21 protein-coding genes and 1 tRNA gene are annotated in these 26,770 nt (G+C 60.1%); 5 read left to right on the plus strand and 17 right to left on the minus strand.

Annotated features, from left to right (window positions below; genetic code table 11):
* Positions 1–58 precede the first annotated feature (58 nt).
* The 6 genes from queG to ACR0E6_RS20290 all read right to left on the minus strand — a co-directional run bounded on the left by queG (position 59) and on the right by ACR0E6_RS20290 (position 9,786).
* A complete protein-coding gene (queG, locus tag ACR0E6_RS20265) occupies positions 59–1,096 on the minus strand; it encodes a tRNA epoxyqueuosine(34) reductase QueG (RefSeq protein WP_480586672.1) in 1,038 nt (345 codons plus the stop codon).
* 74 nt (positions 1,097–1,170) lie between these two features.
* Positions 1,171–1,836 (minus strand): FtsZ-binding protein FzlA, encoded by a 666-nt coding sequence (gene fzlA / locus ACR0E6_RS20270; protein WP_170520790.1) that lies wholly within the window; start codon positions 1,834–1,836, stop codon positions 1,171–1,173.
* A 58-nt stretch (positions 1,837–1,894) separates the two neighbouring features.
* Positions 1,895–2,629 (minus strand): monofunctional biosynthetic peptidoglycan transglycosylase, encoded by a 735-nt coding sequence (mtgA, locus tag ACR0E6_RS20275; protein ID WP_480586675.1) that lies wholly within the window; start codon positions 2,627–2,629, stop codon positions 1,895–1,897.
* Positions 2,630–2,668: 39 nt separating this feature from the next.
* The gene (locus ACR0E6_RS20280) at positions 2,669–3,586 is read right to left on the minus strand and encodes a Hint domain-containing protein (protein WP_480586678.1); all 918 of its coding nucleotides are present in this window, start codon (positions 3,584–3,586) and stop codon (positions 2,669–2,671) included.
* 185 nt (positions 3,587–3,771) lie between these two features.
* Entirely contained in the window at positions 3,772–8,304 is a 4,533-nt protein-coding gene (gene gltB, locus ACR0E6_RS20285) for a glutamate synthase large subunit (RefSeq protein WP_480586680.1), read from the minus strand.
* A gap of 48 nt (positions 8,305–8,352) precedes the next feature.
* Complete coding sequence (locus tag ACR0E6_RS20290; RefSeq protein ID WP_170735404.1) at positions 8,353–9,786, minus strand: NAD(P)-dependent oxidoreductase; 1,434 nt, start codon at positions 9,784–9,786, stop codon at positions 8,353–8,355.
* A 229-nt stretch (positions 9,787–10,015) separates the two neighbouring features.
* On the opposite strand from ACR0E6_RS20290, the gene ACR0E6_RS20295 reads away from it, so the two are divergent.
* Positions 10,016–10,819, plus strand: a complete 804-nt coding sequence (locus tag ACR0E6_RS20295) for an undecaprenyl-diphosphate phosphatase (protein WP_480586683.1) — start codon at positions 10,016–10,018, stop codon at positions 10,817–10,819.
* Here the strand turns inward: ACR0E6_RS20295 and ACR0E6_RS20300 are convergent, their stop codons facing one another.
* Complete coding sequence (locus tag ACR0E6_RS20300; protein ID WP_480586686.1) at positions 10,820–11,803, minus strand: complex I NDUFA9 subunit family protein; 984 nt, start codon at positions 11,801–11,803, stop codon at positions 10,820–10,822.
* Positions 11,804–12,004: 201 nt separating this feature from the next.
* Here ACR0E6_RS20300 and ACR0E6_RS20305 point away from each other — a divergent pair.
* The 4 genes from ACR0E6_RS20305 to ACR0E6_RS20320 all read left to right on the plus strand — a co-directional run bounded on the left by ACR0E6_RS20305 (position 12,005) and on the right by ACR0E6_RS20320 (position 15,141).
* Positions 12,005–12,091: transfer RNA gene (locus tag ACR0E6_RS20305), tRNA-Leu, on the plus strand.
* Positions 12,092–12,152: 61 nt separating this feature from the next.
* Positions 12,153–12,956: a DUF6538 domain-containing protein gene (locus tag ACR0E6_RS20310; protein WP_480586689.1), complete on the plus strand. Its 804-nt coding sequence runs from the start codon at positions 12,153–12,155 to the stop codon at positions 12,954–12,956.
* Positions 12,957–12,966: 10 nt separating this feature from the next.
* Positions 12,967–13,734: a GIY-YIG nuclease family protein gene (locus tag ACR0E6_RS20315; protein WP_480586692.1), complete on the plus strand. Its 768-nt coding sequence runs from the start codon at positions 12,967–12,969 to the stop codon at positions 13,732–13,734.
* Between the two features lie 459 nt (positions 13,735–14,193).
* Entirely contained in the window at positions 14,194–15,141 is a 948-nt protein-coding gene (locus tag ACR0E6_RS20320; protein ID WP_480586694.1) for a hypothetical protein, read from the plus strand.
* 353 nt (positions 15,142–15,494) lie between these two features.
* Here the strand turns inward: ACR0E6_RS20320 and ACR0E6_RS20325 are convergent, their stop codons facing one another.
* From ACR0E6_RS20325 to ACR0E6_RS20370, 10 genes are all read right to left on the minus strand, one after another.
* Positions 15,495–15,947 carry an SRPBCC family protein gene (locus ACR0E6_RS20325; RefSeq protein WP_170453301.1) on the minus strand — a complete coding sequence of 151 codons (453 nt, stop codon included), beginning with the start codon at positions 15,945–15,947 and terminating at the stop codon, positions 15,495–15,497.
* A gap of 108 nt (positions 15,948–16,055) precedes the next feature.
* Complete coding sequence (locus ACR0E6_RS20330) at positions 16,056–16,868, minus strand: XdhC family protein (protein ID WP_480586697.1); 813 nt, start codon at positions 16,866–16,868, stop codon at positions 16,056–16,058.
* Positions 16,869–16,880: 12 nt separating this feature from the next.
* Positions 16,881–18,065 (minus strand): vWA domain-containing protein, encoded by a 1,185-nt coding sequence (locus ACR0E6_RS20335; RefSeq protein WP_480586699.1) that lies wholly within the window; start codon positions 18,063–18,065, stop codon positions 16,881–16,883.
* Positions 18,065–18,931, minus strand: coding sequence for an AAA family ATPase (locus tag ACR0E6_RS20340; protein ID WP_480586702.1), 867 nt, complete (start codon positions 18,929–18,931; stop codon positions 18,065–18,067). The genes ACR0E6_RS20335 and ACR0E6_RS20340 overlap by 1 nt, the downstream gene beginning before the upstream one ends.
* Before the next feature lie 100 nt (positions 18,932–19,031).
* Positions 19,032–21,449: an aerobic carbon-monoxide dehydrogenase large subunit gene (locus tag ACR0E6_RS20345; RefSeq protein ID WP_480586705.1), complete on the minus strand. Its 2,418-nt coding sequence runs from the start codon at positions 21,447–21,449 to the stop codon at positions 19,032–19,034.
* Entirely contained in the window at positions 21,446–21,976 is a 531-nt protein-coding gene (locus ACR0E6_RS20350; protein WP_480586708.1) for a (2Fe-2S)-binding protein, read from the minus strand. Before ACR0E6_RS20350 ends, ACR0E6_RS20345 begins: the two co-directional genes overlap by 4 nt.
* A gap of 12 nt (positions 21,977–21,988) precedes the next feature.
* Positions 21,989–22,822, minus strand: coding sequence for an FAD binding domain-containing protein (locus tag ACR0E6_RS20355; protein ID WP_480586711.1), 834 nt, complete (start codon positions 22,820–22,822; stop codon positions 21,989–21,991).
* A 140-nt stretch (positions 22,823–22,962) separates the two neighbouring features.
* Entirely contained in the window at positions 22,963–24,060 is a 1,098-nt protein-coding gene (locus tag ACR0E6_RS20360) for an MHYT domain-containing protein (RefSeq protein ID WP_480586713.1), read from the minus strand.
* Positions 24,061–24,142: 82 nt separating this feature from the next.
* Positions 24,143–25,630 (minus strand): heme biosynthesis HemY N-terminal domain-containing protein, encoded by a 1,488-nt coding sequence (locus ACR0E6_RS20365; RefSeq protein ID WP_170631648.1) that lies wholly within the window; start codon positions 25,628–25,630, stop codon positions 24,143–24,145.
* A gap of 10 nt (positions 25,631–25,640) precedes the next feature.
* On the minus strand, positions 25,641–26,770 hold a 1,130-nt coding region (locus tag ACR0E6_RS20370; protein WP_480586716.1), incomplete at its 5' end, for a COG4223 family protein.

The following is a 26,770-nucleotide window of genomic DNA, read 5'->3' on the forward strand; positions in this document are numbered from 1 at the left end:
TGTTCGCTTCGCATGGGTTTAGAGGTTTGGACCGCGACGTCCAGCCTGTTTGCGGCATTCAGGGCAGTCGATTCACCGCCCAGCGCGCCGCATCTGCCACCGCTGCATCAGGATCGTTGGTCAAACCCTGCGCCACGGCGCGCAACGCCGCCTGCCCGGAATTGCCAATCGCATAAAGCACATTGCGCACAAACCGATCCCGCCCGATCCGCTTGATCGGCGAGCCCGAAAACTTCGCCCGGAAGGCGGCATCGTCCAAAACCGCCAGTTCCGCCAGCGCGGGGGCCTTCAGATCATCGCGAGCCGCATACCGGAGGTCACTGGCAGCAACTGCAAACTTGTTCCAGGGACAGGCCGCCAGACAATCATCGCAGCCATAAATCCGGTTTCCCAGCTTGCCCCGCAATTCTTCGTCCACCGGGCCCTTATGCTCGATGGTCAGGTAGGAAATACATCGCCGTGCATCCAACTGATACGGGGCCGGAAATGCATCGGTCGGACAACTGTCCAGACAGGCACGACACGATCCGCAATGATCCGTCTCGGCCATGTCCGATGCAATGTCCAAAGTCGTGAAAACAGACCCTATGAAGGCCCAATTGCCCCAATCCCGGCTGACCAGATTGGTGTGCTTGCCCTGCCATCCCAACCCTGCCGCATGCCCCAAGGCCTTTTCGGGCACCGGAGCAGTATCGACAAACACCTTCACCTCACCCCCCGCTTCAGCAATCAGCCACCGCGCCAACCGCTTCAGGCGCTTCTTGACAAGATCGTGGTAATCCTTGTTCTGCGCATAAACCGAAATCGCCCCGCGCTCGGAATGTGCCAACACCTCAGTCGGATCATGCTCGGGTGTATAGCTCTCGGCCAACATGATCACCGAACGCGCCTCGGGCCACAGCGCCGCCGGATCGCCACGCCAATGGGTCCGCTCGGCCATCCAACCCATCTGCCCGTGATAACCGGCGTCCAGAAACGCCGCCAATCGGTCCGGCACTTGCGGTACATCCCAAGGCCGACAGACCCGACAGGACACAAACCCCTCGGCCAAAGCCTGCTCTACCAACTTGTCTTTTAAACCCGATCCGCTCTTCATCTGGCCAAAAATATCCTCGGGGGTGAATTGGCCTTCAAGGCCAAGAGGGGGCAGACAGCCCCCTTACCAGCCTATCAGAAATCCAGATCGGCGTAATGGGGCGGGGGCCGGAATCCCGGCACCTGATCCGCCAGGATCGAGCGAAACGCCGGGCGCGACTTGATCTTGGCGTACCAGTCCTTCACCGCCGCGCTGCGATTCCAATCCACATCCGAGATATAATCCAGCGCCGACAGATGCGCCGCCGCCGCGAAATCGGCCAGGGTCATCTGATCCCCGGCCAGCCAGCGCCGGTGATCCAACAGCCACGCCATGTAATCCAGATGATACTTGATCGCCCGCGCACCTTCCTTGACGTTCTTGCTGTCCGGATAGCCCTGCCCGGTCATCTTCTTGTTGACCCGCTCATACAGAAGCTTCGAGGTCACCTCGTGATGAAACTTGTCATCGAACCACCCCACCAACCGACGCACTTCAAACCGGGCTTCGGGCGTTTTTGGCATCAGCGGCGGTTCGGGTCGGGTTTCTTCGATATATTCACAGATCGCAGCGCTTTCTGACATGATCTGCCCATCCAGCCGCAACACAGGCACTTTGCCTGCCGGGTTGCGACGCAGGAAATCCGGGTCTTGCTCCCAATATCTTTCTTCGACCAGTTCGACCTCGATCTTCTTTTCTGCCAAAGACAGCCGAACCTTGCGGCAGTAGGGGGACAGGGGAACGTGAAACAGACGCGCCATGGACTTCCAATCGAACCAGTGAATACTCTTCTGCTTTAGCCCCGAGAGGCGTCAGGTTTCAATCCTCGAAACAATCCGCGCGACCATCTGCGCGGATGGTGGCCGCCCCCTCGAGAATCGCCGCGGCCCGTCTGCGGGTAAAAACCGACGGGTCCGTGACCGAGCGATTGCGCGGCGAGGGCAGGATGGCCGCAATCCGCCCCGCCTGCGTCGGGGTCATATTCGCCGCGCTGACACCGAAATTGCGCTGCGCCGCAGCCTCGACCCCGAAGATACCGGTCCCAGTCTCGGCGACGTTCAGATAGACCTCAAGAATACGCTGCTTGCTCCAGAATATTTCGACCACCGGCGTGATCGAGGTTTCCATCGCCTTGCGCACCCAACTGCGGCCCTGCCACAGGAACACATTCTTCACCACCTGCTGCGTGATGGTCGAGGCCCCTCGACTGCCGCCATCCTCCAACGCGTCCCTGATCGCTTCGACGTCAAACCCCCAATGCAGGCAGAAATTCGCGTCCTCGGCCGCGACAACCGACCGGGCCATGATCGGATTGATCTCTTCGATTGGGACCCAGTCGCGCTCGACCTTGCCCAACCGCCGCCATTCTGACCAGATCGTGTGGGTGATCGGCGGGTTCACGACCGAATAGAGCAAAATCAGCCCTAGCACAAAACACACAACGCCCAACGCCGCGCGCGTTACCCAACGGCGCAGTTTCTGACCCAATGGCGTTGTCTTTTTGCGTGCCTTGCTTTTCTTACCGCTCGATTTGCGGGCTGCTTTCTTTGCCATATCTCAGCTATACGACGCACGAGGCCGCTTTGAAACGGCCTAAATCGCGATTGCCCGTGCTTCGCGCGCAGGCACGACCGGGCGGGCGGTGTGGGGCATCCTGGCCCCACGCGCCTTCAATTCCGGAAACAGATGCAGGATTTCGGCCTGTGCTTCCCGTTCTGGCGTTGTCAGGGCGTGACCGGGGTAATAGCTTTCGCTTTTTGCGCCATTGGCAAAGATGATCTCGTGTCGTTCGAACAACAGGTGGATATAGTCGACCTGTCCGCCTTCGATCCGCCTCACCGTGTCCCCGTTCACCAGACAATGGGCGGCAATCAACGCCTCGGGGTGGCCGAACAACAGCGGCGCGCGCCAGTCTTCGATCAGCATGCGGTGTTGTGGTGAGACCAGTAGCGGTTGGTCCAGCCCCAGCACACCCGCCTGGAACTGAACGGGTGCAAGTTTGCCCTCGGCCTCAACAGTGGTGCGCCCAACCCAGATCAGCGGTTGCGGGCCGTGATCCACGGTGGTGACAAGGTCGCCCGCCATCAGCGTTTCCACTGCACGCGGGCCTTGCGGCGTGGCTATCATGGTGCCCGGCGTAAAGCATGGCGGGCCCAGATCGGTGGTCACGTCCAGCGGGCCTTGCGTGGTCACAAAGGTTGTGGACGCCAGCGTGCCCGGCTGCAGAACCGACCCGTCCGTGGGTGTGAACACACGTGTGCCATCCGCCAGATAAAAGGTCGTGCCAGTGTAGGTCGCGGTGCCACCGCCCGTCAGGTTGATGGTCACCGTGTCCCCCGGCCAGGACGAGGTCACCAACTGACCGTTCACGGTATCGCCAGTGCCCGCTTCGATGTCGAAATCGTCATCATCATCGACCAGATCGTACTTTTCGACCGATATGGCCGTCCCGGCCGGAGGCGGATTGGCCGGATCGAACGCATAGAACTGGTCAAGGTAAGTGGTCGGCATTCGGCACCTCCTGTTCGACACCGCAGTGCGGCCACAGCATGATGGCCATTCATCACTAAAGCGTGAACAAAAGGCTAGGCGGGATGGTCGCGATCCAGCAAGACACGCAGACGATCCACGCCAATAAGAAAGGCCCCGCGTGATTCAAAAGTCACGCGGGGCCCTGTTTTTGGCTGTATTGGCGGCTATTCCGCCGGAACAGCGGCAACTTCGCTTGTCAGCGGATGGCTGAGCTTGTTCAACATCTCTTTCGGGCAGACCTGCAGGAAGTTGGCCTTTTCGACATCCCAGTGTTGCAGAATGTCGGCGGCCTTGCGGCTGTAGGTCTCGGCCGCGTGACGCTCGATCAGCGATTTCAGCTGATCCACCCAATGATCCACGGTCACCGGACAGGTCACCAGAGTCTCTTTGTTCATCAGCAATTCGGCCTTGCCTTCGGGGTCATACAGATAGGCCATGCCGCCGGTCATGCCGGCCCCGAAATTGGCCCCGATATCGCCAAGGATAACGGCCACGCCACCGGTCATGTATTCACACCCGTTCGAACCACAGCCCTCGATCACCACTTTGGCGCCCGAGTTGCGCACGGCAAACCGCTCACCCGCGCGGCCAGCCGCGAACAGGTGGCCATCGGTGGCCCCATACAGAACGGTGTTGCCGATGATGGTGTTGTCATCTGCCTTCAACGGGCTGACCTGCGGCGGACGCACGACAATGGTACCGCCCGACAGGCCCTTGCCGACATAGTCGTTTGCGTCGCCCGACACTTCCAGCTTCAGGCCCGGGGCGGCAAAGGCCCCCAGCGATTGCCCGGCCGAGCCCTGCAGTTTTACATGCAGATGGTCGTCCTGGAACGTGTTCCGCATGCCGAAATTCTGCACGATATGGCTGGAGACACGGGTGCCGACCGTTCGGTGCGTGTTCTGGATTGCGTAGGACAGTTGCATCTTTTCACCGTCTTTCAGGAACCGCGCCGCGTCGCGCACGATTTCAGCGTCCAGAGTATCCGGCACCGCGTTCCGATCCTTGTCACGGTCATAGACGATGTCATGTGCGCCATCGACGGTGATCAGCAGCGGGTTGAGGTCCAGATCGTCCAGATGGGCCGAGCCCCGGCTAACCTGAGCCAGCAGATCGGCACGCCCGATGATCTCATCCACGGACCGGGCACCAAGGCTGGCCAGCACCTCGCGCACTTCCTGCGCGTAGAAGGTGATCAGGTTCACCACCTTGTCCGCATTGCCGGTGAACTTGGCACGCAAGGATTCGTCCTGCGTACAGACGCCAACGGGGCAGGTGTTCGACTGGCACTGACGCACCATGATACAGCCCATCGCGATCAGGGCGGCGGTGCCGATGCCGTATTCCTCGGCCCCCATCATCGCGGCCATGACGATGTCGCGACCTGTGCGCAACCCGCCATCGGTGCGCAGAGTCACCCGATCCCGCAGGTTGTTCATCGCCAGAACCTGATGCGCCTCGGTCAGGCCCATCTCCCACGGCAAGCCGGCATATTTGATGCTGGTCGCGGGGGACGCGCCGGTGCCGCCATTATGGCCCGAAATCAGAATCACATCTGCTTTCGCCTTGGCCACACCGGCGGCAATCGTGCCAACGCCCGAAGACGCCACCAGTTTCACTGTAACCTTGCAGCGCGGGTTGATCTGTTTCAGGTCATAGATCAGCTGCGCCAGATCCTCGATCGAGTAGATGTCGTGGTGCGGCGGCGGTGAGATCAGCGTCACGCCTTTGGTCGAATGGCGCAGACGCGCGATCAGGTCGGTGACCTTCATGCCGGGCAATTGCCCACCCTCACCGGGTTTCGCACCCTGGGCGACCTTGATCTCAAGCTCTTCGCACTGGTTCAGGTATTCGGCAGTCACACCGAAGCGACCAGAAGCCACCTGTTTGATCTTGGCGGACGGGTTGTCGCCATTGGGTTCCGGCACGAAATGCGCCGGGTCTTCGCCACCCTCGCCCGAGTCCGACTTGGCTCCGATCCGGTTCATCGCCACGTTCAGCGTCTTATGCGCCTCGGGCGACAGCGCGCCCAGAGACATGCCCGGCGTGACAAAACGTTTGCGGATCGAGGTGATCGATTCCACCTCTTCAATCGGCACCGGCTTGCCCAGCGGCTTGAAATCCATCAGGTCGCGCAGGTGGATCGGCGGGTTCGACTGCATCTTGGCCGAATACTGTTTCCACAGCTCATATGAGGCGCGGTTACAGGCCATTTGCATCATATGCATCGAGGTCGCTTCCCACGCGTGGGTCTCACCCGATTTGCGCGCTTTGTAGAAGCCACCGATGGGCAGTACGTCCAGACCGCTGTCCCAGCCCTTGGCGTGGATTTCCTCAACCTTGGCCTGAATACCGGTGACGCCGATACCCGAGATCCGGCTGGTCATGCCCGGGAAATACTCGGCCACCATGGCGCGGCTGAGGCCCACGGCCTCGAAATTCAGACCGCCACGATAGGACGAGATCACCGAAATCCCCATCTTGGCCATGATCTTCAACAGGCCCTGATCGATGGCTTCGCGATACCGCGCCACGTTTTCGGTCAGCGTCCCGTCCAGCAACCCGCGATCAATGCGGTCGGCCAGCGAATCCTCGGCCAGATAGGCGTTCACCACGGTCGCGCCGCAGCCGATCAGAACCGCAAAGTAATGCGGATCGACACATTCGGCGGACCGCACGTTCAGCGAACAGAACGTCCGCAGCCCCTGCCGCGTCAGATGCGAATGCACCGCGCTGGTCGCCAGGATCATCGGCATCGCCACACGACCCTGACCCGAGTTCAGATCGGACAGAACCAGATGACCCGCGCCCGAGCGCACGGCCTCTTCCGCTTCGGCTCTGATACGGGCCAAAGCGACGCTCAGCGCGCCCCGGCCGGGTTCAAAGCTACAGTCGATCTCGGCCAGCGGAGAGTTGAAGTTTTCAACCAGCTTGTCCCACTGCGCGTTGCCGACAAAGGGGCTTTCCAGCACGATGATCTCGGTCTGGCTGCTGTCTTCATCCAGCACGTTCTTGAGGTTCCCGAACCGCGTTTTCAGCGACATCACCCGGTATTCGCGCAAGCTGTCGATGGGCGGGTTGGTCACCTGGCTGAAGTTCTGGCGGAAGAAATGGCTGAGCGGGCGATATTTCTTGGACAGAACTGCCGAGGGCGTGTCGTCACCCATCGACGCCAGCGCCTCTTTGCCGTCTTCGGCCATGGGCGCAAGGATCTGCTCCAGCTCCTCGACCGAGTATCCGGCTGCGATCTGACGTTTGCGCAGTTCATCGCCCGAGAAGATCGGAGCCTCGGACACACCTGCCAGCGTATCGTCCACATCATTGATCTTGCTCACCCAGTCGCCAAACGGCAGCGCGCGGGACAGTTTGTCCTTGATCTGCTTGTCGCGGAACAGCTTGCCCTTCTTCATGTCCACGGCCAGCATCTGACCCGGACCCAGCGCGCCTTTTTCGGTCACGGTGGCCTCATCGATTGGCACCATACCGGTTTCAGACCCCGCGATGACCAGCCCGTCACCCGTCACAACGTAACGCATCGGGCGCAACCCGTTGCGGTCCAGACCGGCACAGACCCAGCGGCCGTCGGTCATCGCCAAAGCGGCGGGGCCGTCCCACGGCTCCATCACCGAGTTGCAATAGGAATACATATCGCGCCACGCCTGCGGCAGTTCCACCGCCTGCTTGGACCAGCTTTCCGGCACCAACATGGTTTTCGCCATCGGGGCCGAGCGGCCCGCGCGCACCAGAACCTCAAAAACCGAGTCTAATGCAGCCGAATCCGACGATCCCCCCGCGATGATCGGCTTGATGTCTTCGGCATAGTCGCCAAAGCTGTCCGAGGTCATCCGGATTTCATGGCTTTTCATCCAGTTGACGTTGCCCTTCAGCGTGTTGATCTCGCCGTTATGGGCCAGCATGCGGAAAGGTTGCGCCAGCCACCATTGCGGGAAGGTGTTGGTCGAATAGCGTTGGTGATAAATCGCGAATGCGGATTCAAAGCGCTCATCCATCAGGTCCGGGTAGAACACGGCCACCTGCTCGGCCAGCATCATGCCCTTGTAGATGATCGAACGGCAGGACAGCGACGCCAGATACAGCCCGGAAATCCCTGCGGCCAATGCAGCCTTTTCGATCCGGCGACGGATGACATAAAGCTCACGCTCGAACGTCTCTTCGTCCACGCCTTTTGAATTCGAGATCAGGATCTGCTCGATCTCGGGGCGGGTGGCGTTGGCCTTGTCGCCCAGACAGGTCACGTCGACCGGCACGTGTCGCCAGCCATAGATGTAATAGCCCATGCGCAGAACTTCGGTTTCCACGATGGTCCGGCAGCTTTCCTGCGCCCCGAAATCGGTACGCGGCAAGAACACCTGACCGACAGCGATCAACTCATCCAGATTGGGCTCGTGCCCGGTGCGGCGAATTTGGTCATAGAAGAACGGAACCGGGATTTGCACGTGGATCCCCGCGCCATCGCCGGTCTTGCCATCGGCATCCACCGCGCCCCGGTGCCAGATCGCCTTGAGCGCATCGATCCCCGCATCCACAACCTTGCGGCTTTTCTTGCCATCGACCGAGACAACAAGACCCACACCGCAGGACGAATGCTCCTCATCCTCGGAATAAAGACCGTTTTCCGCCATCCACTGGCGTTTGGCTTCTTCGGCCCGCACCCAATCGGCATCATATTTGGTCATTGGCTGTCTCCTTCTTCCGAGGGGGCTTAATTCGCTTTGGTATCTGGCTTATTCGGCTGCGACAGCAGCTTTGGCGTTGAACCGGTCGATGATCGCGTCGGCACAATCGCGCCCGTCACGGATGGCCCAGACCACCAGAGAGGCCCCGCGCACGATGTCACCGATGGCATAAACGCCGTCCATCTCGGTCTCACCGGTCTGGAAGGCGGCCTTGACGGTACCCCAACGGGTCACGGGCAGATCGGGCTGGCCGAACAGGGTGGGCAGGTCTTCGGGCTCGAAGCCCAGCGCCTTGATGACCAGATCGGCCTCTTCCACATAATCCGCGCCTTCGATCACCTCGGGGGCCTGACGGCCCGTGGCGTCGGGCTGACCCAGACGCATTTTCTGCACCATCACGCCCGAGACGGTATCGTCGCCGGTAAAGCCCTTGGGCGCGCTGAGCCATTCGAAGATCACGCCTTCTTCCTCGGCATTCTGGGTTTCGCGCTGCGAGCCGGGCATGTTCGCGCGGTCGCGGCGGTACAGGCATTTGACCGAAGTGGCCCCTTGCCGGATCGAGGTGCGCACGCAGTCCATCGCGGTATCGCCGCCGCCGATTACGACGACCTTTTTGGCATCGGCGTTCAGGCGGCCATTGTCGAAATCCTCGACCGCGTCGCCAAAGCTTTTGCGATTCGAGGCGGTCAGGAAGTCGATGGCTTTCTCGATCCCGTTCAACCCGCTGCCCGGCATGGACAGATCGCGCGATTTGTAGACACCGGTGGCGATGATCACGGCGTCATGTTTGGCGCGAATCTCGCCGAATTTGGCAGCGTCCACGTCGCAGTTCAGCACGAACTCAACCCCGCCATCGGCCAGCAGGTCATTGCGGCGCTGCACGATGTCCTTTTCCAGCTTGAAGCCCGGAATGCCATACATCAGCAACCCGCCGGCGCGGTCATAGCGGTCATAGACAGTCACCTGAATACCGGCGCGGCGCAGCATGTCGGCTGCCGCCAGACCGCCGGGGCCTCCACCTATGATGCCAACGCTTTCGCTGCGCTCGGCCCCCGGAACCACGGGCTTGACCCAGCCTTTGTCCCATGCCGTGTCGGTGATGTATTTTTCGATCGTCCCGATGGTGACGGTGCCGTGGCCGGACTGTTCGATCACGCAATTGCCTTCGCACAGGCGATCCTGCGGGCAAATGCGGCCACAAATCTCGGGGAAGGTGTTGGTGGCCTGACTGGTCTGATACGCCTCTTCCAGACGACCCGTCGCGGTCAGGTTCAGCCAATCGGGGATATTGTTGTGCAGCGGGCAGTGCGACTGGCAATAGGGCACACCACACTGGCTGCACCGGCTGGCCTGCTCTGCCGCCTTGTCCGCCGCGAACTCGGCATAGATTTCGTCAAAGTCTTCCTTGCGGTCATCAGCGGCACGCTTTTCCGGCATGACGCGGTCGATCTGCACAAATTTCAGCATCGGTTGCTTGGCCACGGGTCAGACTCCATGAATTGGCTTGGTCGGGCCTGTTTAAGAGATGCAGTTTGGGATGAAAAGTAAAAAGTACTGACCTAAATTGGAAAAGTTTGCGGTATCTTGCTAATCTCAGGAAACTACTGCGTGATTTTAGTTCCGATTCGGACCTATCAACGCACTTTCCTTTTGAGAGCCACCGGAATACCCATAAAAAGTAAAACGATTTGGTAGCAGTGCAGCAGGTTAAATGAGTCTTTTTCACTTGATTCTCGTAGCGATAATTCAGGGGATAACTGAATTCCTGCCGGTGTCTTCATCGGGCCATCTGATCCTGCTGCCCAGCCTGACAGGGATGGAGGATCAGGGCCAAACCATAGACGTCGCGGTTCATGTGGGCACGCTGGGCGCGGTTGTGCTGTATTTTTGGACGGACGTGAAATCTGCCCTCTCCGGCGTGCCCCGCGCCCTAAGAGGCCAAACCGATACCCCGCAGGCCAGGCTGGCCCTGGGGCTGATCATCGCGACGATCCCAACCGTCCTTGCCGGTCTTATCCTGTTTCTGACCGGGCTGAGCGATGCGCTGCGTTCGATCACCGTGATCGGCTGGACAATGCTGCTGTTTGGTTTGTTGCTGTATTGGATGGATCAAAAGGGCCCGCAAACCAAGGTGGCAAAGGATTGGGGCCTGCGGGACGCGGCGATCATGGGCCTGTGGCAGGCCATCGCCCTGATCCCCGGTACATCGCGATCCGGCATTACCATCACCGGCGCCCGGCATCTGGGATACACGCGCGAGGACGGGGCCCGCATTGCCATGTTGATGTCGATCCCGACAATCATCGCCTCGGGCGTCTTGTTGTCAGCGGATGTGATCCATCAGGCCGATACCAATCTGGCCAAAGACGGGGCGATTGCCGCTGCCTTCGCCTTTGTCTCAGCGCTTCTGGCGCTTAGCCTGATGATGCGCCTGCTGCGCAGCGTCAGCTTCACCCCATACGTGATTTACCGCGTGATCCTGGGCATCGTCCTGCTGGTGATTGCCTACAGCTGATCAGGTCCGCAGATTATCGGCGGAGTTCTGGATGTCGTCATACTGGCCCGAGGGGCGGAATTTCCACAGGTACTCGGGCAGAACCGACGCAAGCGTCGTGGCTTCGATCCCAAGATATTCCAGCGTTTTTGCACCCTCTGACACAACATTGTCCCGGCGCAGGTTTTTCAGCTGATCGCGGGTCAGGATGTTGTTGGGGAACAGCTGGAAGCTGACGAATTTCGCAACGTCCAGAATCCCGGCCATGATCTTGGCCACAAAGAACGGTACACCCAGAATGATCCGGCGGCGGTGAATGACCTCCAGCATCTGCTGCATCAGGGCGCGGAAGGTTTTGACCTCGGGCCCGCCCAATTCGTAGACCCCGGCCTGCGCCTGACCCAGAACCCCTTTGACCGCCGCCTGCGCGACATCGTCCACATAGACCGGCTGGAATTTCGTATCGGCACCGACCAGCGGCAAAAACGGACCCAGACGCGCCATACCCGCAAAGCGGTTGAAGAACTGATCTTCCGTGCCAAAGACAAGCGACGGGCGCAGGATCACGGCGTCGGGCATATGCTGCAGCACGCCCGCCTCCCCCCGCGCCTTGGTCTGCGAGTATGTGCTGGCCGCTTCTGCATCCGCACCAATGGCCGAGATATGAACCATACGCGCGATACTCTGCTGCGCCGCCAACCGCGCGATCCGCTCGGCCCCTTCGGCCTGCACGGCAGCAAAATCATTGTTACCAAGCTCGTTCAGGACACCCACGCAGTTCACGACCGCATCCGCACCCTGCATAGCCTGCGCAACCGACGCATCATCGCGGATATTGCACAAGACCGGTTCGACCTGACCAACCACGCCGTAGGGTTTGACAAACATGGCTTCGTTCGGTCGGCGCACCGCCACACGCACGCGCCACCCTTCACCCGCCATCCGTCGCGCGATGTAGCGCCCGACAAAACCCGATCCGCCGTAAATCGTGACCAGTTTGGACATGGGTGACCTCCTGCTGACTTTATGAGGAAAAGACGTAGCGCCCAGATCGCTTCGAAACAAGGCGCTAATTCGCCACGTGGCAACATCGGAACAATGCCTGATTGGGGACGTAATCGGCCTTGTTCAAAAAACTTTCAAAAATCTCCCCGAATCCGGTTGACGCCCCCCGCCGCTGGGCTTAAACGCCCCCTCACGACACCTGCCCAGGTGGCGGAATTGGTAGACGCGCTAGCTTCAGGTGCTAGTGTCCGTATGGACGTGGAGGTTCGAGTCCTCTCCTGGGCACCATAGCATCCGCTAAACTATTGTTTTACCTCAGCTTTATCTTAGGATGGAGCTACCGTAGAACATGGCGGAGAACAAAACTGCACCTCACTCATTTGTCAAAGACGGCATCTACTACTTCGTGAGACGCGTCCCCAAGGACCTGCAGCATCACTACACATCACCAAAAATCTCATTCTCGCTTCGCACGAGATCAGCATCTGTCGCTACCTCTCGCGCACTCAGAGCGGCGCAACGGCTCGATGAACACTGGTATTTCCTCAGGATCAACGACTGCGACCTGCCGGGAAAGCACATACTGCGTTTGGCGCAGAACACCAACGCCGCCCCCAACATAGCGGCCCCCTCTGCTGCAGCAGCCGATACAGTGAAGCTCTCGGAGGCCGTGGGTATCTACCTGAGGCTCAAGGGCCAAGGTCGTCCCGTTACCTTTCATCGAGCAGCTGAACGCTCTTGCGGCTACGTGATCGACGTTTGCGGAGATAAGGACATCACTGCCTACAGCAAGGCTGACGCGAACGCCTTCCGCGACAACCTGATTGAACGCGGTCTGGCAGGTAGTAGCATGACGAGGGTCATCGGAACGGTGCGTTCGGTCTTCAACTTTGCCGCTGCCGAAGTTGGCCTCGACATCACCAATCCGTTCGGCAAGGTCTACTATGACCGCAACGCGGGCGTTGAAGATCGAGAGCAGCTGACGCTCAAAGCCATTCGCACCCTGCAGAGCGAGTGTCGCAAACTCGACGATGATCTGCGCTGGCTGGTCGCGATGGTTTCCGACACGGGTATGCGTCTCGCTGAGGCCGCTGGTCTGTCTGTGGAGGATCTCAAGCTGGAAGGCAAGCAAACACGTGCGCCCCGCCGCTGAGAAACGGGCTGTGGAAGAGATCGCCAACCGAGAGACCTGCGACGACTTTGACGGCTTCAAGCCGCTCTTCGAGAAGGTCCAATCTGACTTGGATGCTGGGCTGAGGACTACACGCCCACCAGAGACGAGCGCCGAGATCGATGTGGGACGATTCTATATCCTGTCCGGTCAGAAAGCCTATGTCGCTGAGAAGGGAGAACCCTTCAAACAGGACTACGGCGATTGGGATGCCCGTTTGCGCGTCGTCTTTGACAACGGCACAGAAAGCAACCTGCTGATGCGGTCCCTGCACCGCGCTATGAGCAAAGATACGACCAGCCGCACGATCAGCGATCCTGTCGCAGGACCGCTGTTTTCCGACGCCAGCACTGATGGCGATGAAGCCAGCGGGATAATCTACGTGCTTCGCAGCAAGTCGGATCTTCCTATTGTTACCGAGAACCGCGATCTCTTACACAAGATAGGCGTGACGGGGGGCAGCGTCGAACGCCGGATCGGCAACGCGAAACTGGATCCGACCTTCCTGATGGCTGATGTCGAGATCGTTACGACTTACGAGCTTTACAACATCAATAGAGTCAAGCTCGAAAACCTACTGCATCGCGTCTTTGAGCGGGCCAGGCTGGACATCGAAATCAAAGACCGGTTTGGGCATCCAGTGACACCAAGGGAATGGTTCCTGGTGCCCCTGTTCGCCATTGATGAAGCAGTCGAACGGATCAGGGATGGGTCAATCAAGGGCGTTTCGTATGATCCTAAACGCGCCTGTTTGAGTTGAAGCAAGGTTACCACCCACCACATGGTCATGAGCCGTTGTCGTGGACGTCGTTTTAGTGATGTCGATGTCTTTCGGTATCAAGGCGAGGTTCGCACAGTTCGGATATGGGACGAGGCACTGGTTCCCGGCGAGGTGATCTCCCTCAACACGGATCAACTTGCTTCCCTACGGGACCCTCTGCGGCTTTCCCACCCGAAGCTGGCTGAGCTGGTCGAGGAATTGGAGCGTGAGCTTGAAGCATCAGGTGGTCAGGGAACCTGCGCATGGCCTGATGTCGAAGCAGTTACAGGTGTCAGCCTCTTGTCGGCTCGGCGAGGTCTGGATCAACGACATGCTTCATATCTTGACGACCTGTATACTCTCTCAGGACGATGTGTCCTCCTGCGAAAGCACAACAACACTTCTACGGTCGTAACTGCGCTCGACAGCCGAGACGCGCTACCGGACGATCTGGCCCCCATGGTGATCCTTGACGCCTCCGGGCGAGTTCGAGCGACCTATGAGCAATGGCAGAAGGCAACAGGCAAGCTCATGCGACTGCCTTCAGCGGTCAGAAGCTATCGGAACCTCACCGTCCACGTCATGGACAAGGGGTCTGGCAAGACCGCATGGACGAAGAACGGCAACGCTCTGGCCCTGGAAGTCGCTAAGCTGATCGACTGCAAGCCAGACGAGGAATGGTTGGTCGTCTACCACAAGGGGATCAACGGTGGGACCATACCTGACCAGATCAGGGGGCTGCTTAGCACAAACCCAGACCGCGTCAGCTTTCTCAACTGGGGCAAGCATCAGGGGACCAATGAGTTCCGGCACATCCAGAACGTCATCCTGGCGGGGATCAACAACTACACAGACGCCTACCACGAGATGATGGTGCGATATTGCAGTGACATCAGGAACGATCAGGGGGTCCCGGAAGACCTCACGGATCAGATGCGGTCAGGGGAACACATGCACCACATCCTGCAGGCGCTGTGTCGATGCGCAGCCAGGCAAGGCAGTGGGTCCGAGTGTGGCTTTTGCGATGCCTACATTATCGCCCCGAAGCGGTCTGGGATCCGTGATCTCCTCCCCGTGGTCTTCCCCGGCTGCAGGGTCGAAACATGGAAGACAAGCAAGGTGAAGCCCAAAGGAAAGGTCCATGAAGCGCTGCTCTACGTCGAGATGCACTTCAAAGACCACCCAGACAAGGCTCTGCGGTTCACGGAGCTACAAGCCAGACTCGGGATTACCAGTGCGTCCAACTTCCGCCGCCGCATTCGCAACCACGATAGCTTTAAGGCTGGGCTGGAAGCTCTGGGTGTCGAGGAGATTACCGTTGGAAACTATCAACACCGAAACGCTCTGGCGAAGAAGCACCATTCCTTCGGCCCTGTAGAGAACGCCAGCTACATAGCGGATGTTTGAGCCAGAAAAATCTGAGCGCTCTACCTATAGGCAGGGCGTTCACGTTTACCCCCATACCCCCCGGCTTCCCGCAACCGCATTGAACCTGCAGATCAGCCTGTGGGTTCGGTTGAGTTAGGCCGGGGTCTCCTTGGGGTCACCCAACACCGTAGAACAAACCGTAGAACACACTGTGCCTGTTGACGGGGATTCACCTATGCTGATACCCCTGTTTTTGCTGAGGCTTTGAGCTGATGCGGTGCCTGTAACGGGAGCTGAACGCAAAAGCGGGACGTCTCCTGGGCACCAAATCCCCCAAAGATGCTGTTCCAAAACCACCCGTGCGCGGGCGATGTTTGCTGTCATTTACAATCTCACGACACCGATTGCTCGGACACGATTTCACCGAAGCGGGTGAAGAACTTGCCAGACAGTTTCTTGGCCGTTCCCGCGATCAAACGGCTGCCCAATTGTGCGATCTTGCCGCCGATATCGACCTTGGCGGTGTAGGCCAGCACCGTCTCATCGCCATCTTCGGTCAGTGTCACCTCGGCCCCGCCCTTGGCGAACCCGGCGGCCCCGCCCTTGCCTTCGCCATTCAAGGAAAAGCCATCCGGTGCGTTAGAGGTGTCCAGCGTCACCTGACCGGCGAACTTGGCCTTGACCGGGCCGATTTTCAGCACAACCTTGGCTTCCAGATCCTCGGGCGAGTTCTGAACCAGTTCCTCGCAGCCCGGAATACATTCTTTCAGAATCTCTGCATCATTCAGGGCGCGGTACACCACGTCACGGGGGGCGGTGATACGGATTTCGTCGCTCAGTTCCATTCAGGCATTTCCTTTGTTCAACAACATCTTGGGAAGACGATCAGCGCCATTTCGGCCGCGTCTTCCGGGTTGGGATCGGGGCGGGCGGGCCAGAGTGCGGCGCACCATCTACGCAAGCTTTTCGTCATGAGAGACCTCCTTAGTCGTATCACTGTTCCGCCAAAGCACAATCTCGGCCAAGATCGACAAAGCGATTTCGTGCGGATCGATGGCGTGAATATCCAACCCCGCAGGCGATTTCAGCCGCGCAACACACAACGGGTCCATGCCCTGTGCGATCAGTTTCGCCACCAGCGTATCGGCCTTGCGGCGGCTGGCCACCATCGAGACGCGCGCGGCCGGTGTCTCCAACGCAGCCTTTAGCACCGCGCCATCGTTTTTGCCCTGGGACGCGACCACCACGAAATCCCGCGCCTCGATCCCAAGTTCGGACACCTGATCCAACGAGAACCGGGCGCACTCAGCCGATGCCTCTGCGCCGTCGTCAAGATAGACGCGCAGCCCGGCCAAAGTGCCGTGCGCCGCCAATGCCGATGCGATGGGCGAGGCACCAAAGATCACCAGCCGGGGCGCCTGTTGATAGGGTTCGACCAGCAGATCAACCGTGCCGCCAGACGGGCATCCGCTTTTGAAGGTTTGCACGCCATCCGGGTCCGTCATCGTCACCACCTTTTCCGAAGGTTTCACGCGGATCATCTGCGGCGTCCCGCTGGACAACGCCTGCTGTGCCGAGGTTCGAACCGCACGCTGTACGCACGCTCCACCCAGATGGCCCAGAATCTCTCCACCCCGCGTCACAGCCGCCTTTCCACCCGCCTTGGCCGAGGTCGCATCTGCCGTCCGCAGAACAGTCGCGACACAGAATGGTTGACCGGATTGCCGAAGCTGCTCAATGGTGTCGAAAATGTCAAAATTTCCCATGTTAGACCCTTTTCAGAGCTTGCGGAATTCAGGTTCAAGGGCCGCGAGCGCGTCCAGCGTGTTGGCCGGCAAATGGGCGTCCAGATAAGGTTCCGCAGCTTGCATGGCCGCCGCGATGGGCTGGTAGTCCTTCCACCCTTTCAGCGGATTGAGCCAGACAATCCGCCGCGCTTTGCGCCGCATCCGTGCCAAAGCGTCTGCCAACCGATCCGGGGTCTGAGTGCAGTACCCGTCCGACAGGATCAGAACGACCGTCCGGCCATTCAGCGCGCGCGCACCGTAGCCATCCAGAAACCGCTCCAGACTGCCCGAAATATCCGTACCGCCACCGAACCCCTCGGCCATCAGCGACAACCGACCAGCCGCGCGCAGCGTATCATGGTCCTGCAAAGCGTCGGTGACCCGCAGCAGGCGGGTGTGAAACAGATAGGCATCCGCATCAGTGCCGCTGCCGATCAGACCTTTGAGGAAGGCCAGAAAGACCCGCGAATACACGGTCATCGATCCGCTGACATCGCACAAGGCAACGATCCGCATCGGACGAGGGGGCCGCGCGCGGCGAAACAGATCGATGGGCTCACCACCCCGAGCCAGACTGGCCCGTTGAATGCGCCGCATATCCAGCGTTGGTCCCCGCAAAGCCCGTTTGCGCCTGCGCGAACGCCGGTCGCGTATGGCGCGCGCCAATTTCAACGCCGCCTCTTCCGCTTGTTTCAACGAGTGTTCATCCATCAACTCACGCAAATCCCGGCGCGACAGGTTGGCCGTGCGGGTTGCAATCAGCTTCCGGTCCGTCCCCTCGGCCTCCCTGTCGCTCGGGTCCGGAGTGGTGTCCCCTGAACCGGTCTCAGCGCCGTCCGCGCCATGTTCATGGATTTGCCAGATCATCGGCTTTGCCGACTGAACGCGAACATGCGTATTCTGCGCGACGCCGGACCGCTGCTTGCCCACGTTGAACCAATAGGCATCAAACAAACTGTCGAACCGCCGCCAATCCTCGGCGTCCCCGGCCAGAACCGCGCATAATGCCTGACGGGCCTGATCGGTATCCGTAGCTTCGACCTTGGACAAAGCCACCAACGCGTCGCCAGTCTCTTTCGGACCAACCCGCAGGCCATTCAGGCGCAGATGGGCAATGAACCCGGACATGCGATCTGCCAACCCATCGGCCCGAGAGGGAAAGCGCGTCACCTGCATCACGCCACCTTCCCGATCAGCCGATCCATCAATTCCGCAGGGGCCGCATCGTAATCCGCAGCGGTTTTCAACAGACACACCAAGGTCGCCTGCACCTCGTCCCGGGACTTGGCCAGATCGTTGACTCCCAGGCCCGACAGGGCGGCGGCCCAATCCAACATCTCTGCCACTCCCGGCTTCTTTTCCAGATCTTCCTGCCGCAGCGCCTGCACGACCCCGATGATCTGCCGCGCCAGCGCCCCTTCAACCTCGGGCATCCGCGCCTGCAGGATCGCCAGTTCCGTTTCTTTCGTTGGATAGTCCAGGAAACTGTAAAGACACCGCCGCCGCAAAGCATCCGACAGATCCCGCGTCCCGTTTGCGGTCAGGATAACAATGGGCCGAACCCGCGCCTTGATCGTCCCAAGCTCGGGGATCGTGATCTGATAGTCCGACAGGATTTCCAACAGATAGGCTTCGAATTCTTCATCCGCCCGATCAATCTCATCGATCAACAAAACCGAAGGTTCTTCTTCCGAAATAGCCTCTAACAAAGGTCTTTTCAGCAAATACGCATCGGAAAACAGTTGCGCCTCGCTGGTGCCACCCTGCGCTTCGCTCGCTCGGATCGCCAACAATTGACGCTGATAATTCCACTCATAGATCGCGTGGTTTGCATCCAGCCCCTCATAACACTGCAACCGGATCAACCGCGTATCCCGCCAAGCCGCCACCGCCTTGGCGACCTCGGTCTTGCCAACCCCGGCCGGACCTTCCAGCAACAAGGGCCGCCCCAACGCCTGCGCCAGATGCAATGCCATCGCCAACCGATCATCTGCAACATAGCCCTGCGCGGCCAATCCGTTCTGCACGTCACTCAAAGTCAAAACCAGGATCCAATCTTCATCTGGCCAAAAATATCTCGGGGGTCCAAGGGGGCAGAGCCCCCTTGCCTGATCGGACCGGCCACAGCCGGTCCGAACCCAATTACCCGTGCATCCCCAGCCCATTGGCAATCTTCCAGATCCGCCAATGGTCATGCGGCATATGGCTCTGCACCAAACCAAAGGGCCGGAACGCATCATGCACCGCGTTCGAAAACGCAGGCACGCCACCCACATTCGGGCTTTCCCCGACGCCTTTCGCCCCAATCGGATGATGCGGAGACGGCGTTACCGTATAATCGGTAATATAATTCGGCGTCTCCCACGCGGTCGGCAGGAAGAAATCCATCAGCGTGCCGGTCTTCACGTTGCCCATCTCATCATAAGCAATTTCCTGACCCATCGCGATGGCCAACGCTTCGGTCACGCCGCCATGAACCTGCCCGTCGATAATCATCGGGTTGATCCGCGTACCGCAATCATCCAGAGCGTAGAACTGCCGGACCTCCCACTCGCCTGTATCCACGTCGATTTCCATGACGCAGATATAGGCGCCGAACGGGTAGGTCATGTTTGGCGGGTCATAGTAGCTGACCGCTTCCAGACCGGGCTCCAGACCGGGGATCGCCTGATTGTAGGCGGCAAAAGCGATCTCTTTCATCGTCTTGAACCGCTCGGGCGCGCCTTTGACGGTAAAGCGATCCACGTCCCATTCGACATCGTCGTCATGGACCTCCAGCAGGTAAGCCGCAATCATCTGTGCCTTGGCGCGGATTTTACGTGCAGCCATGGCTGTCGCTGCACCCGCCACAGGCGTCGACCGAGACCCATAGGTGCCAAGACCGTAAGGCGCGGTATCTGTATCACCTTCCTCTAGCGTGATGTCATCGGCGGGTAAGCCGATCTCACTGGCGATGATCTGAGCAAAGGTCGTGGCATGGCCCTGACCCTGCGATATCGTCCCCAGCCGCGCGATAGCCGAGCCCGTCGGGTGAATGCGGATTTCGCAGCTGTCGAACATGCCCAGCCCAAGGATATCGCAGTTCTTCACCGGCCCCGCACCCACGATTTCAGTGAAATGCGTCAGGCCGATCCCCAGCAACTTGCGAGTATTGCCGGCCTTGAACTCCTCAATCCGCTGCGCCTGTTCGGCCCGCAGTCCGTCATAGTCCACGGCCTGCAGCGCCTTGTCCCAGGCGGTGTGATAATCGCCCGAGTCATACTCCCAGCCCAGCGCCGACTGATACGGGAACTGATCCTTTCGAATAAAGTTGATCCGTCTCAGCTCGGCGGCATCCATGTTCAGCTTTATGGCCAGAACCTCGATCATGCGTTCGATGAAATAGGCGGCCTCGGTCACGCGGAAGGAACAGCGATAAGCCACACCGCCCGGAGCCTTGTTGGTATAGACACCATCAACGGCCAGATAGGCGGTAGGAATGTCATAAGACCCGGTGCAGATGTTCATGAACCCCGCCGGGAACTTGGTCGGGTCCGCACAGGCGTCAAAGCCGCCATGGTCCGCCGTGGTATGACACCAGAGCCCGGTGATCTTGCCTTCCTTTGTCGCAGCGATCTTGCCCTGCATCCAATAATCGCGGGCGAACGCGGTGGACATCAGGTTCTCCATCCGGTCTTCCACCCATTTCACCGGCTTGCCGGTCACAATCGAGGCGACAACCGAGCAGACATACCCCGCATAGGCCCCAACCTTGTTGCCAAACCCGCCGCCAATATCGGGGCTGATCACCCGAATATTGTGCTCGGCCAGACCCGAGATCAGCGACACAACCGTGCGGATCGCATGCGGGGCCTGGAACGTCCCATAAAGCGTCAGCTTACCGGTCACCTTGTCCATCGACGCGACGCAGCCGCAGGTCTCCAGCGGGCAGGGGTGAGTACGATGATAATAAACCATTTCTTCGGCCACTACGTCGGCCTCGGCCAGAACAGCCTCGGTCGCGTCCTTGTCGCCCTGTTCCCAGGTGAAGATATGGTTGTGATGCTTGCGTGGGCCATGCGCGCCCTCGGTCTGACCTTCCAGATCTTCGCGCAAGACAACGTCGGATTTCAACGCTTCGAACGGGTCGGTCAGAACCGGCAGTTCTTCGTATTCGACCTCGACCAGTTCGACGGCGTCCGCTGCGATATAGCGGTCTTCGGCGACCACAAAAGCGACCTCTTGCCCTTGGAACAGTACCTTTCCATCGGCCAGCACCATCTGCTTGTCACCCGCCAAAGTCGGCATCCAGTGCAGACCCAGCGGAGCCAAATCCTCGGCAGTCAGCACGGCAACGACGCCGGGCACGGCCAAGGCCGCTTCTTTGTTCACACTGACAACGCGGGCATGGGCGTAGGGCGAGCGTACAAAGTCACCAAACAGCATCCCGTCCAGCTTGATGTCATCGACATAGTTGCCCTTGCCTTGGGTAAACCGCACGTCCTCGACGCGCTTACGGGCGCAGCCCATGCCTTTGAGGTTGGCGGCGCGTTCTTCGGGGGTCAGGGTCTGGTCGTTCATTCCGCAGCCTCCACTTTGGTTTGCCCTACCGCTTCGCTACTTGAGGGCTTTTGCGCATTGAGCAAATCAGCCGAGGCCGAGATCGCCTTGACGATGTTCTGATACCCGGTACAGCGGCAGAGGTTCCCAGCCATACCAAAGCGAATTTCTTCCTCGGTCGGGTTCGGGTTTTCCTGCAACAGGCGATGCGCGCGGGTGATCATGCCCGGCGTACAGAAGCCACATTGCAGCCCGTGATGCTCGCGGAACATCTCTTGCAACACACCAAGGCTGCCATCGTCATTGGTCAGCCCTTCGACGGTGGTGATATCGGCCCCGTTCACTTGCGCCACGAAGGTGGTGCAGGATTTGACGGATTTCCCATCGATATCGACGGTGCAGGCCCCGCAATGGCTGGTTTCGCAGCCGATATGAGGGCCGGTGATTTTCAGATCTTCCCGCAGGAAGTGGATCAGCAACGTGCGCGGCTCGGCCAGACCTTCGACCTCTTTGCCGTTCACGGTGAGTTTGACGTGCATTTTCGACATGTGTTCCCCTCCTCACCCCGCGCGGCGTTGCGCACGGTCGATGGCGCGGCGCAGCATCACGGCGGCCACGTGTTTCTTGAATTCGACCGGGCCGCGATTGTCTGCCACCGGGTCAATGGCGTCGAGCATCGCGGCCACGCAACCCTCAACATCGCCGCCTGCCAGAGCGGCGCTCGCGGCCTCGGACCAGACCGGCGTGTCAGCCAGATTGGTCATCGCAACCGAAGCCGTTCCGTTGCCTACCATCACCGCAGCAGCAGCCGTCGCGTAATCGCCGATCTTGCGCTTTTGCTTTTCATAAGCCTGACCGACGCCTGCCCCCGGCACCGGGATCGAGATGCGGGTCAGGATCTCTTCATCCTCGCGCGCGGTGAAATACGCGGCCTCGTAGAATTCACGCGCGGCGACGCTGCGGTCACCATCGGGGCCGGACAGATCGAATGTCGCGTTCAAACACTGCATCAGCCCCGGCATGTCATTGCCCGGATCGCCATTGGCGACGTTGCCACCGACAGTGCCCATATACCGCACCTGTGGGTCGGCGATCTGCAGCGCCGCTTCGCGGATCAGCGGAATGGCTGCGGCCAGCCCGTCATGGGTGATCAACTCGTGCTGCGTGACCATCGCGCCCAGGGTCACGGTCTCGGCACCGACCTCAATACCCTTGAGCTCGTCAATGGCCTGAAGATCGACCAGATGGCCCATTTCGGCCATGCGCAGTTTCATCATCGGGATCAGGCTGTGCCCGCCCGCGATCACGCGCGCCTCGTCTCCGTGTTCCTGCAATATACCGATGGCCGAGGCGATGTCGCCTGGCCGGTGATACTCAAAACCGGCTGGTATCATGTTTTTCCTCCCTGGGTCCAAGCGGTATGCCGTGGGGGACCTGAGGAAAGAAAAGAGGAGCGGGCGCTAGTGCCGCCAGTCACGTGAAACGGGGCGCGCGGCTTGTTTCACGAGTTGCGAATAGGCTGCACGAGTTGCGATCAAAGGCCCAGCGCGTCGCGGATTGCCGTCAGGCGGGATCGGCTGACCGGCACCTTGCTCAGCGCATCGACCCCGTCGAAATAGCAGGTGCCATTGTCCTTGTGCCTCTCAAAGCTTGAGACATGTTTGGGGTTCACCAGATAGCTGCGGTGCGCGCGCAGAAAGCCATCGGGTTTCAGACGCGATTCAGCCTCGGTGATCGACCAAGGGCAAAACAGTTTCTCGGCCCCCATGTAGAGCACGGTGTAATGCCCCTCGGCCCGGATCGCGGCCACGCTGGCGGGTTCGGTAAAGAAAGTCTGCCCTTCACGCTCGAACGGAACACCGGCACGTAGGGCGGTGGGCTGAGGATCTTGCGCGGGTTCTGACGCTGACGGTGCGATTTCTGGCTGCGGTCCAATGAAGGTGATCCCGGTCAGCAGAAAGGCCCCGCAGATCAGAAACACCGAAACCGTGACCCCCATCGCCAGCACCTGATTGTTCAGTGCAGGCCCGGCCCTGCCTGCATTGTCGCTGGCGATGAAATCGGTCAACCCCGCCGCCACGAAATGCATCGTGAAGACGGCCAGACCGAAACACACCGTCCCCAGCAGGATGTTGCGCTGGGTCCGGTTGTCATAGGCCACCCAGATTGCCAGCACCGACAGAACCACCGAGGCCACGGTGGAAATCGCCACGTCCCAGACCGTGTAGACCGGGCGGCACAGTTCCATCCCTGCCATGCCGACATAATGCATCACCACGATGCCAAGGCCGACAATGACCCCGGCTGAAACCATGGTCTGCATCGTTCGAGGCCGGAAATGCAGCAACAGCAACGCCAGTCCCACCATCAGGATCGCCACAAGGGCCGAAATCAGCGTAATGAGCGCGTCATAATAAAAGAGGATCGGCAGTTGCAGGCCCAGCATGGCGACAAAATGCATAGACCAGATGCCGCCGCCCAAAATGACCGCCGCCAGCGCCACCACGAACTTGCGCCTTTGGTCATCCAGCTTTGAGGCCCCGTGCGTCAGGTAAAGCCCGGTGAACCCGGCCATCAGCGCCACGGCCAGTGACGCCGCCACAAGCCACGGGTTATGCGAGTAGTCCAGCATTTCGGTCAGTACGCCCTCCCCGACGTAAGGGCGACGTTAGCAAACCGAACTGTCCGGGACAATTGCCCAGCAATCGCGGGGTTCAGGCCTGTTTTTCGACCTTCTCCTCAACCGGCTCGGCGTCCAGTTCGATGACGTCTGCACCCTCGGGCTCGGTCGCTTCCATCTCATCTGGCTCGTCAGTTTTGTCTTCCAACGCGCCGACGATCAGTGGCAGCATGTGAACGCCTGTGGCGCTGGCGATCTCGGGCGTTTGCGGGGTCTGCCAGCTGAGCGTGTCGAAGCTGCCGCAATTCTGGCAGACCGGCGCCCACTCCGGCTGAATGTCATGGCAGTTGGTGCAGACCCATTGCGGCCCGCGCGGCGCGTTCAGCGCCTTGGCCAGCCAGCCCTGCACCACCGCATCCGTAGCACCCTCGCCCCGCTCAATCGCGGCCATCAGGGTGTACCCACGCGCATCCGCCTGCTTTTCGACCACATCGCCCAGCGCGCGACGCGCTTCGGGGAAGTCTTCGGCCACGATATTCAGTTCGGCCAGGATCAGGCGGGTCTCCATGTTTTCGGGATGAATCCGTGTCAGGGCGGTAAAGCGTTTGATCCGCTGGTCTGGTGTTTCATCCGGCGCAATCTCGGCGAAGGCATGGGCCAGATCGGGGTGCGGCTGCACCTCCCACGCTTTTTTCAGGATCTTGGTCGCGGCTTTGGGTTTGCCCTTTTCGATATAGGCGCGTGCGGCCATTGCCGCCGCGGGGACCAGATCAGGCGACAGGCGGTTGGCCTCAATCGCGCGCTCTTGCTGATCAACTGTCGCGTCCTCGTCCAGAATATCCTTGGCCTCGGACAGGGCCAGAACCGCATCGCGCCGTTTGAACACATCGCGCGGCAGATACCCGGCCTTCAGCTTCGAGGTCAACGTCGACCGTGCGCCGGCCCAATCCTGCGCCTTGGTCTGAAGGCCCAGCAGAACGTCCTGTGTTTCCTCGTGACGCGGTTTGATCGCCAGCGCCTTTTCCGCGAGCTTGCGCGCGGTTTCGTCGTCGCCCTCGGCCAGTTTCTGCTTCATGATCCCGCGCACACCGACAAAACGCGTGGCGTTGTTGGTCACCAGCTTCTTGTAGGTCTCGGATGCCTTCTTGGTGTCGCCGGTCATCTCGGCTGCCTGCGCCACCAGAAGGTTGGTCAGCTCGGGCTTGTTCAGCAGTTTCTCGGCCTTGTTTGCCTTGGTCATCGCCGTGCGCCCTTCGCCCGAGGCCAGCGCCATCAGACCATCCGCCAAAGCCTCATAACCACGCTTTTCCCGGCTGCGGTCGAAATAACGCGACAGGGCGGTTTCGTCGCCATTGAGGAATTTCAGCGTCGCGATCAACAGGCTGAGCAGTTTGAAGAACAGCCAAACCGCAAAGACCAGCACGCCCAGCGCGATCACCGATTGCAGCGGCCCCAAAGTGTATTCCGTACCCGCAACGGTGATCTGCACCCCGCCGCTGGTCTGCATCAAAGCCTGCGCCCCCAAGGCCAGCAGGCCAATAATCGCAACGAAAACAAGGATTTTAAACAATGACCACAGCATGGCAGGTCCCTCAGTTCGAGTTCAGGCTGGACGCGAGCGTATTCGCGGCATCTACGGCAGAGACACGGGTCTGAGCCGCCTGCTCCCACTCGGCCATCGCGGTCTGCGCCGTTTCGGGCAAAGATTTCAGTTCCGACAATGCGCCGCTCAGATCGCCAGAGGCCAGAGCGGCCTGCGCACGCGACAGAACGGCATCGGGGTCATCTCCGTCTTGCGGGGTCACTGACCGAGCCCCTGTCTGACGCTGCAAAAAGGCGACAAGGCCAGTGCCTTTGTCCGCATCCCGCGCATCGGCCAGTGCCGTGCGCGCCGCGGGCGCGAATGAGGCGCGAAGCGCTGGCAGCGTCTCGACCCCCTTGTCGGCGGGGCCGGACAAAGCATCCGGAACGGTCACACCGCCTGCTTGCAGTTCAGTCACCAGATCAGAATACGGCGCACCCGTATCCAACTGACCATGCAGGCGCGACAGGATCGCGGCATTGGTCGCCGCAAGTGCTTCGGCCGAGGCTTTGGCCTCAAGCGCCTGGGCATCGGCCACCATCTTCTCAACCTCGGCCCGCTGTGCGGCCAGCGAGTCCTGTAGCTTCTTCAACTCAGCCTCAAAAGCGGCATTCGCCTCGGGCGAGGTGTTTTCGGCAATCGGGTTTTTCTCAAGCTCGGTCAATCGATCGGCCAAAGGCGCGATCTGACCGCTCAGCGCCGCGACGCTGGACTTCATCGCGGTCAGGTCGGCATCAACCGGGTCCAGCTTTTGCGACAGGGCCTGCACCTGATCTGACAGGCCCGAGACATCCGGCGCATCCGACAACGATTTTGTCAGGGCTGCAATCTGATCCGATTGATCAGCCAGTTTCGATTCCAGCGCGGCAATCGATTGCGCAGTGTCCGACCCGCCCGACGAGAACAGCCCGCCCTGCCCGGCCACAAAACCAAGTCCGGCGGCAATTACGCCGCCCAGCAGCGCCGGAACAAAACCGCCGCGTTTTTCGGGGGCCGTTTCGGCAGGCTTTTCTTGTGCCTGCGCCGGTTCAGCCGTATCCGCCGAAATCTCGGCTTCGGCTTCGGCTTCGGCTTCGGCTTCGGCTTCGGCTTCGGCTTCGGCTTCGGCTTCGGCTTCGGCTTCGGCTTCGGCTTCGGCTT

Source organism: Ruegeria sp. AP12 (assembly GCF_056540025.1).

Bases quoted from the DNA above. Each gene is read 5' to 3' on its own strand.
- ACR0E6_RS20335 (WP_480586699.1), bottom strand. From the start codon at position 18,065: ATGCAGGTGACGCGCTTTCCCTCTCGGGCCGATGGGTTGGCAGATCGC.
- ACR0E6_RS20350 (WP_480586708.1), bottom strand. From the start codon at position 21,976: ATGTCGAAAATGCACGTCAAACTCACCGTGAACGGCAAAGAGGTCGAA.
- ACR0E6_RS20345 (WP_480586705.1), bottom strand. From the start codon at position 21,449: ATGAACGACCAGACCCTGACCCCCGAAGAACGCGCCGCCAACCTCAAA.
- ACR0E6_RS20330 (WP_480586697.1), bottom strand. From the start codon at position 16,868: ATGGGAAATTTTGACATTTTCGACACCATTGAGCAGCTTCGGCAATCC.
- ACR0E6_RS20325 (WP_170453301.1), bottom strand. From the start codon at position 15,947: ATGGAACTGAGCGACGAAATCCGTATCACCGCCCCCCGTGACGTGGTG.
- mtgA (WP_480586675.1), bottom strand. From the start codon at position 2,629: ATGGCAAAGAAAGCAGCCCGCAAATCGAGCGGTAAGAAAAGCAAGGCA.
- ACR0E6_RS20360 (WP_480586713.1), bottom strand. From the start codon at position 24,060: ATGCTGGACTACTCGCATAACCCGTGGCTTGTGGCGGCGTCACTGGCC.
- ACR0E6_RS20300 (WP_480586686.1), bottom strand. From the start codon at position 11,803: ATGTCCAAACTGGTCACGATTTACGGCGGATCGGGTTTTGTCGGGCGC.
- ACR0E6_RS20355 (WP_480586711.1), bottom strand. From the start codon at position 22,822: ATGATACCAGCCGGTTTTGAGTATCACCGGCCAGGCGACATCGCCTCG.
- ACR0E6_RS20365 (WP_170631648.1), bottom strand. From the start codon at position 25,630: ATGCTGTGGTCATTGTTTAAAATCCTTGTTTTCGTTGCGATTATTGGC.
- ACR0E6_RS20295 (WP_480586683.1), top strand. From the start codon at position 10,016: ATGAGTCTTTTTCACTTGATTCTCGTAGCGATAATTCAGGGGATAACT.
- ACR0E6_RS20310 (WP_480586689.1), top strand. From the start codon at position 12,153: ATGGCGGAGAACAAAACTGCACCTCACTCATTTGTCAAAGACGGCATC.
- queG (WP_480586672.1), bottom strand. From the start codon at position 1,096: ATGAAGAGCGGATCGGGTTTAAAAGACAAGTTGGTAGAGCAGGCTTTG.
- ACR0E6_RS20280 (WP_480586678.1), bottom strand. From the start codon at position 3,586: ATGCCGACCACTTACCTTGACCAGTTCTATGCGTTCGATCCGGCCAAT.
- gltB (WP_480586680.1), bottom strand. From the start codon at position 8,304: ATGACCAAATATGATGCCGATTGGGTGCGGGCCGAAGAAGCCAAACGC.
- fzlA (WP_170520790.1), bottom strand. From the start codon at position 1,836: ATGGCGCGTCTGTTTCACGTTCCCCTGTCCCCCTACTGCCGCAAGGTT.
- ACR0E6_RS20320 (WP_480586694.1), top strand. From the start codon at position 14,194: ATGGTGATCCTTGACGCCTCCGGGCGAGTTCGAGCGACCTATGAGCAA.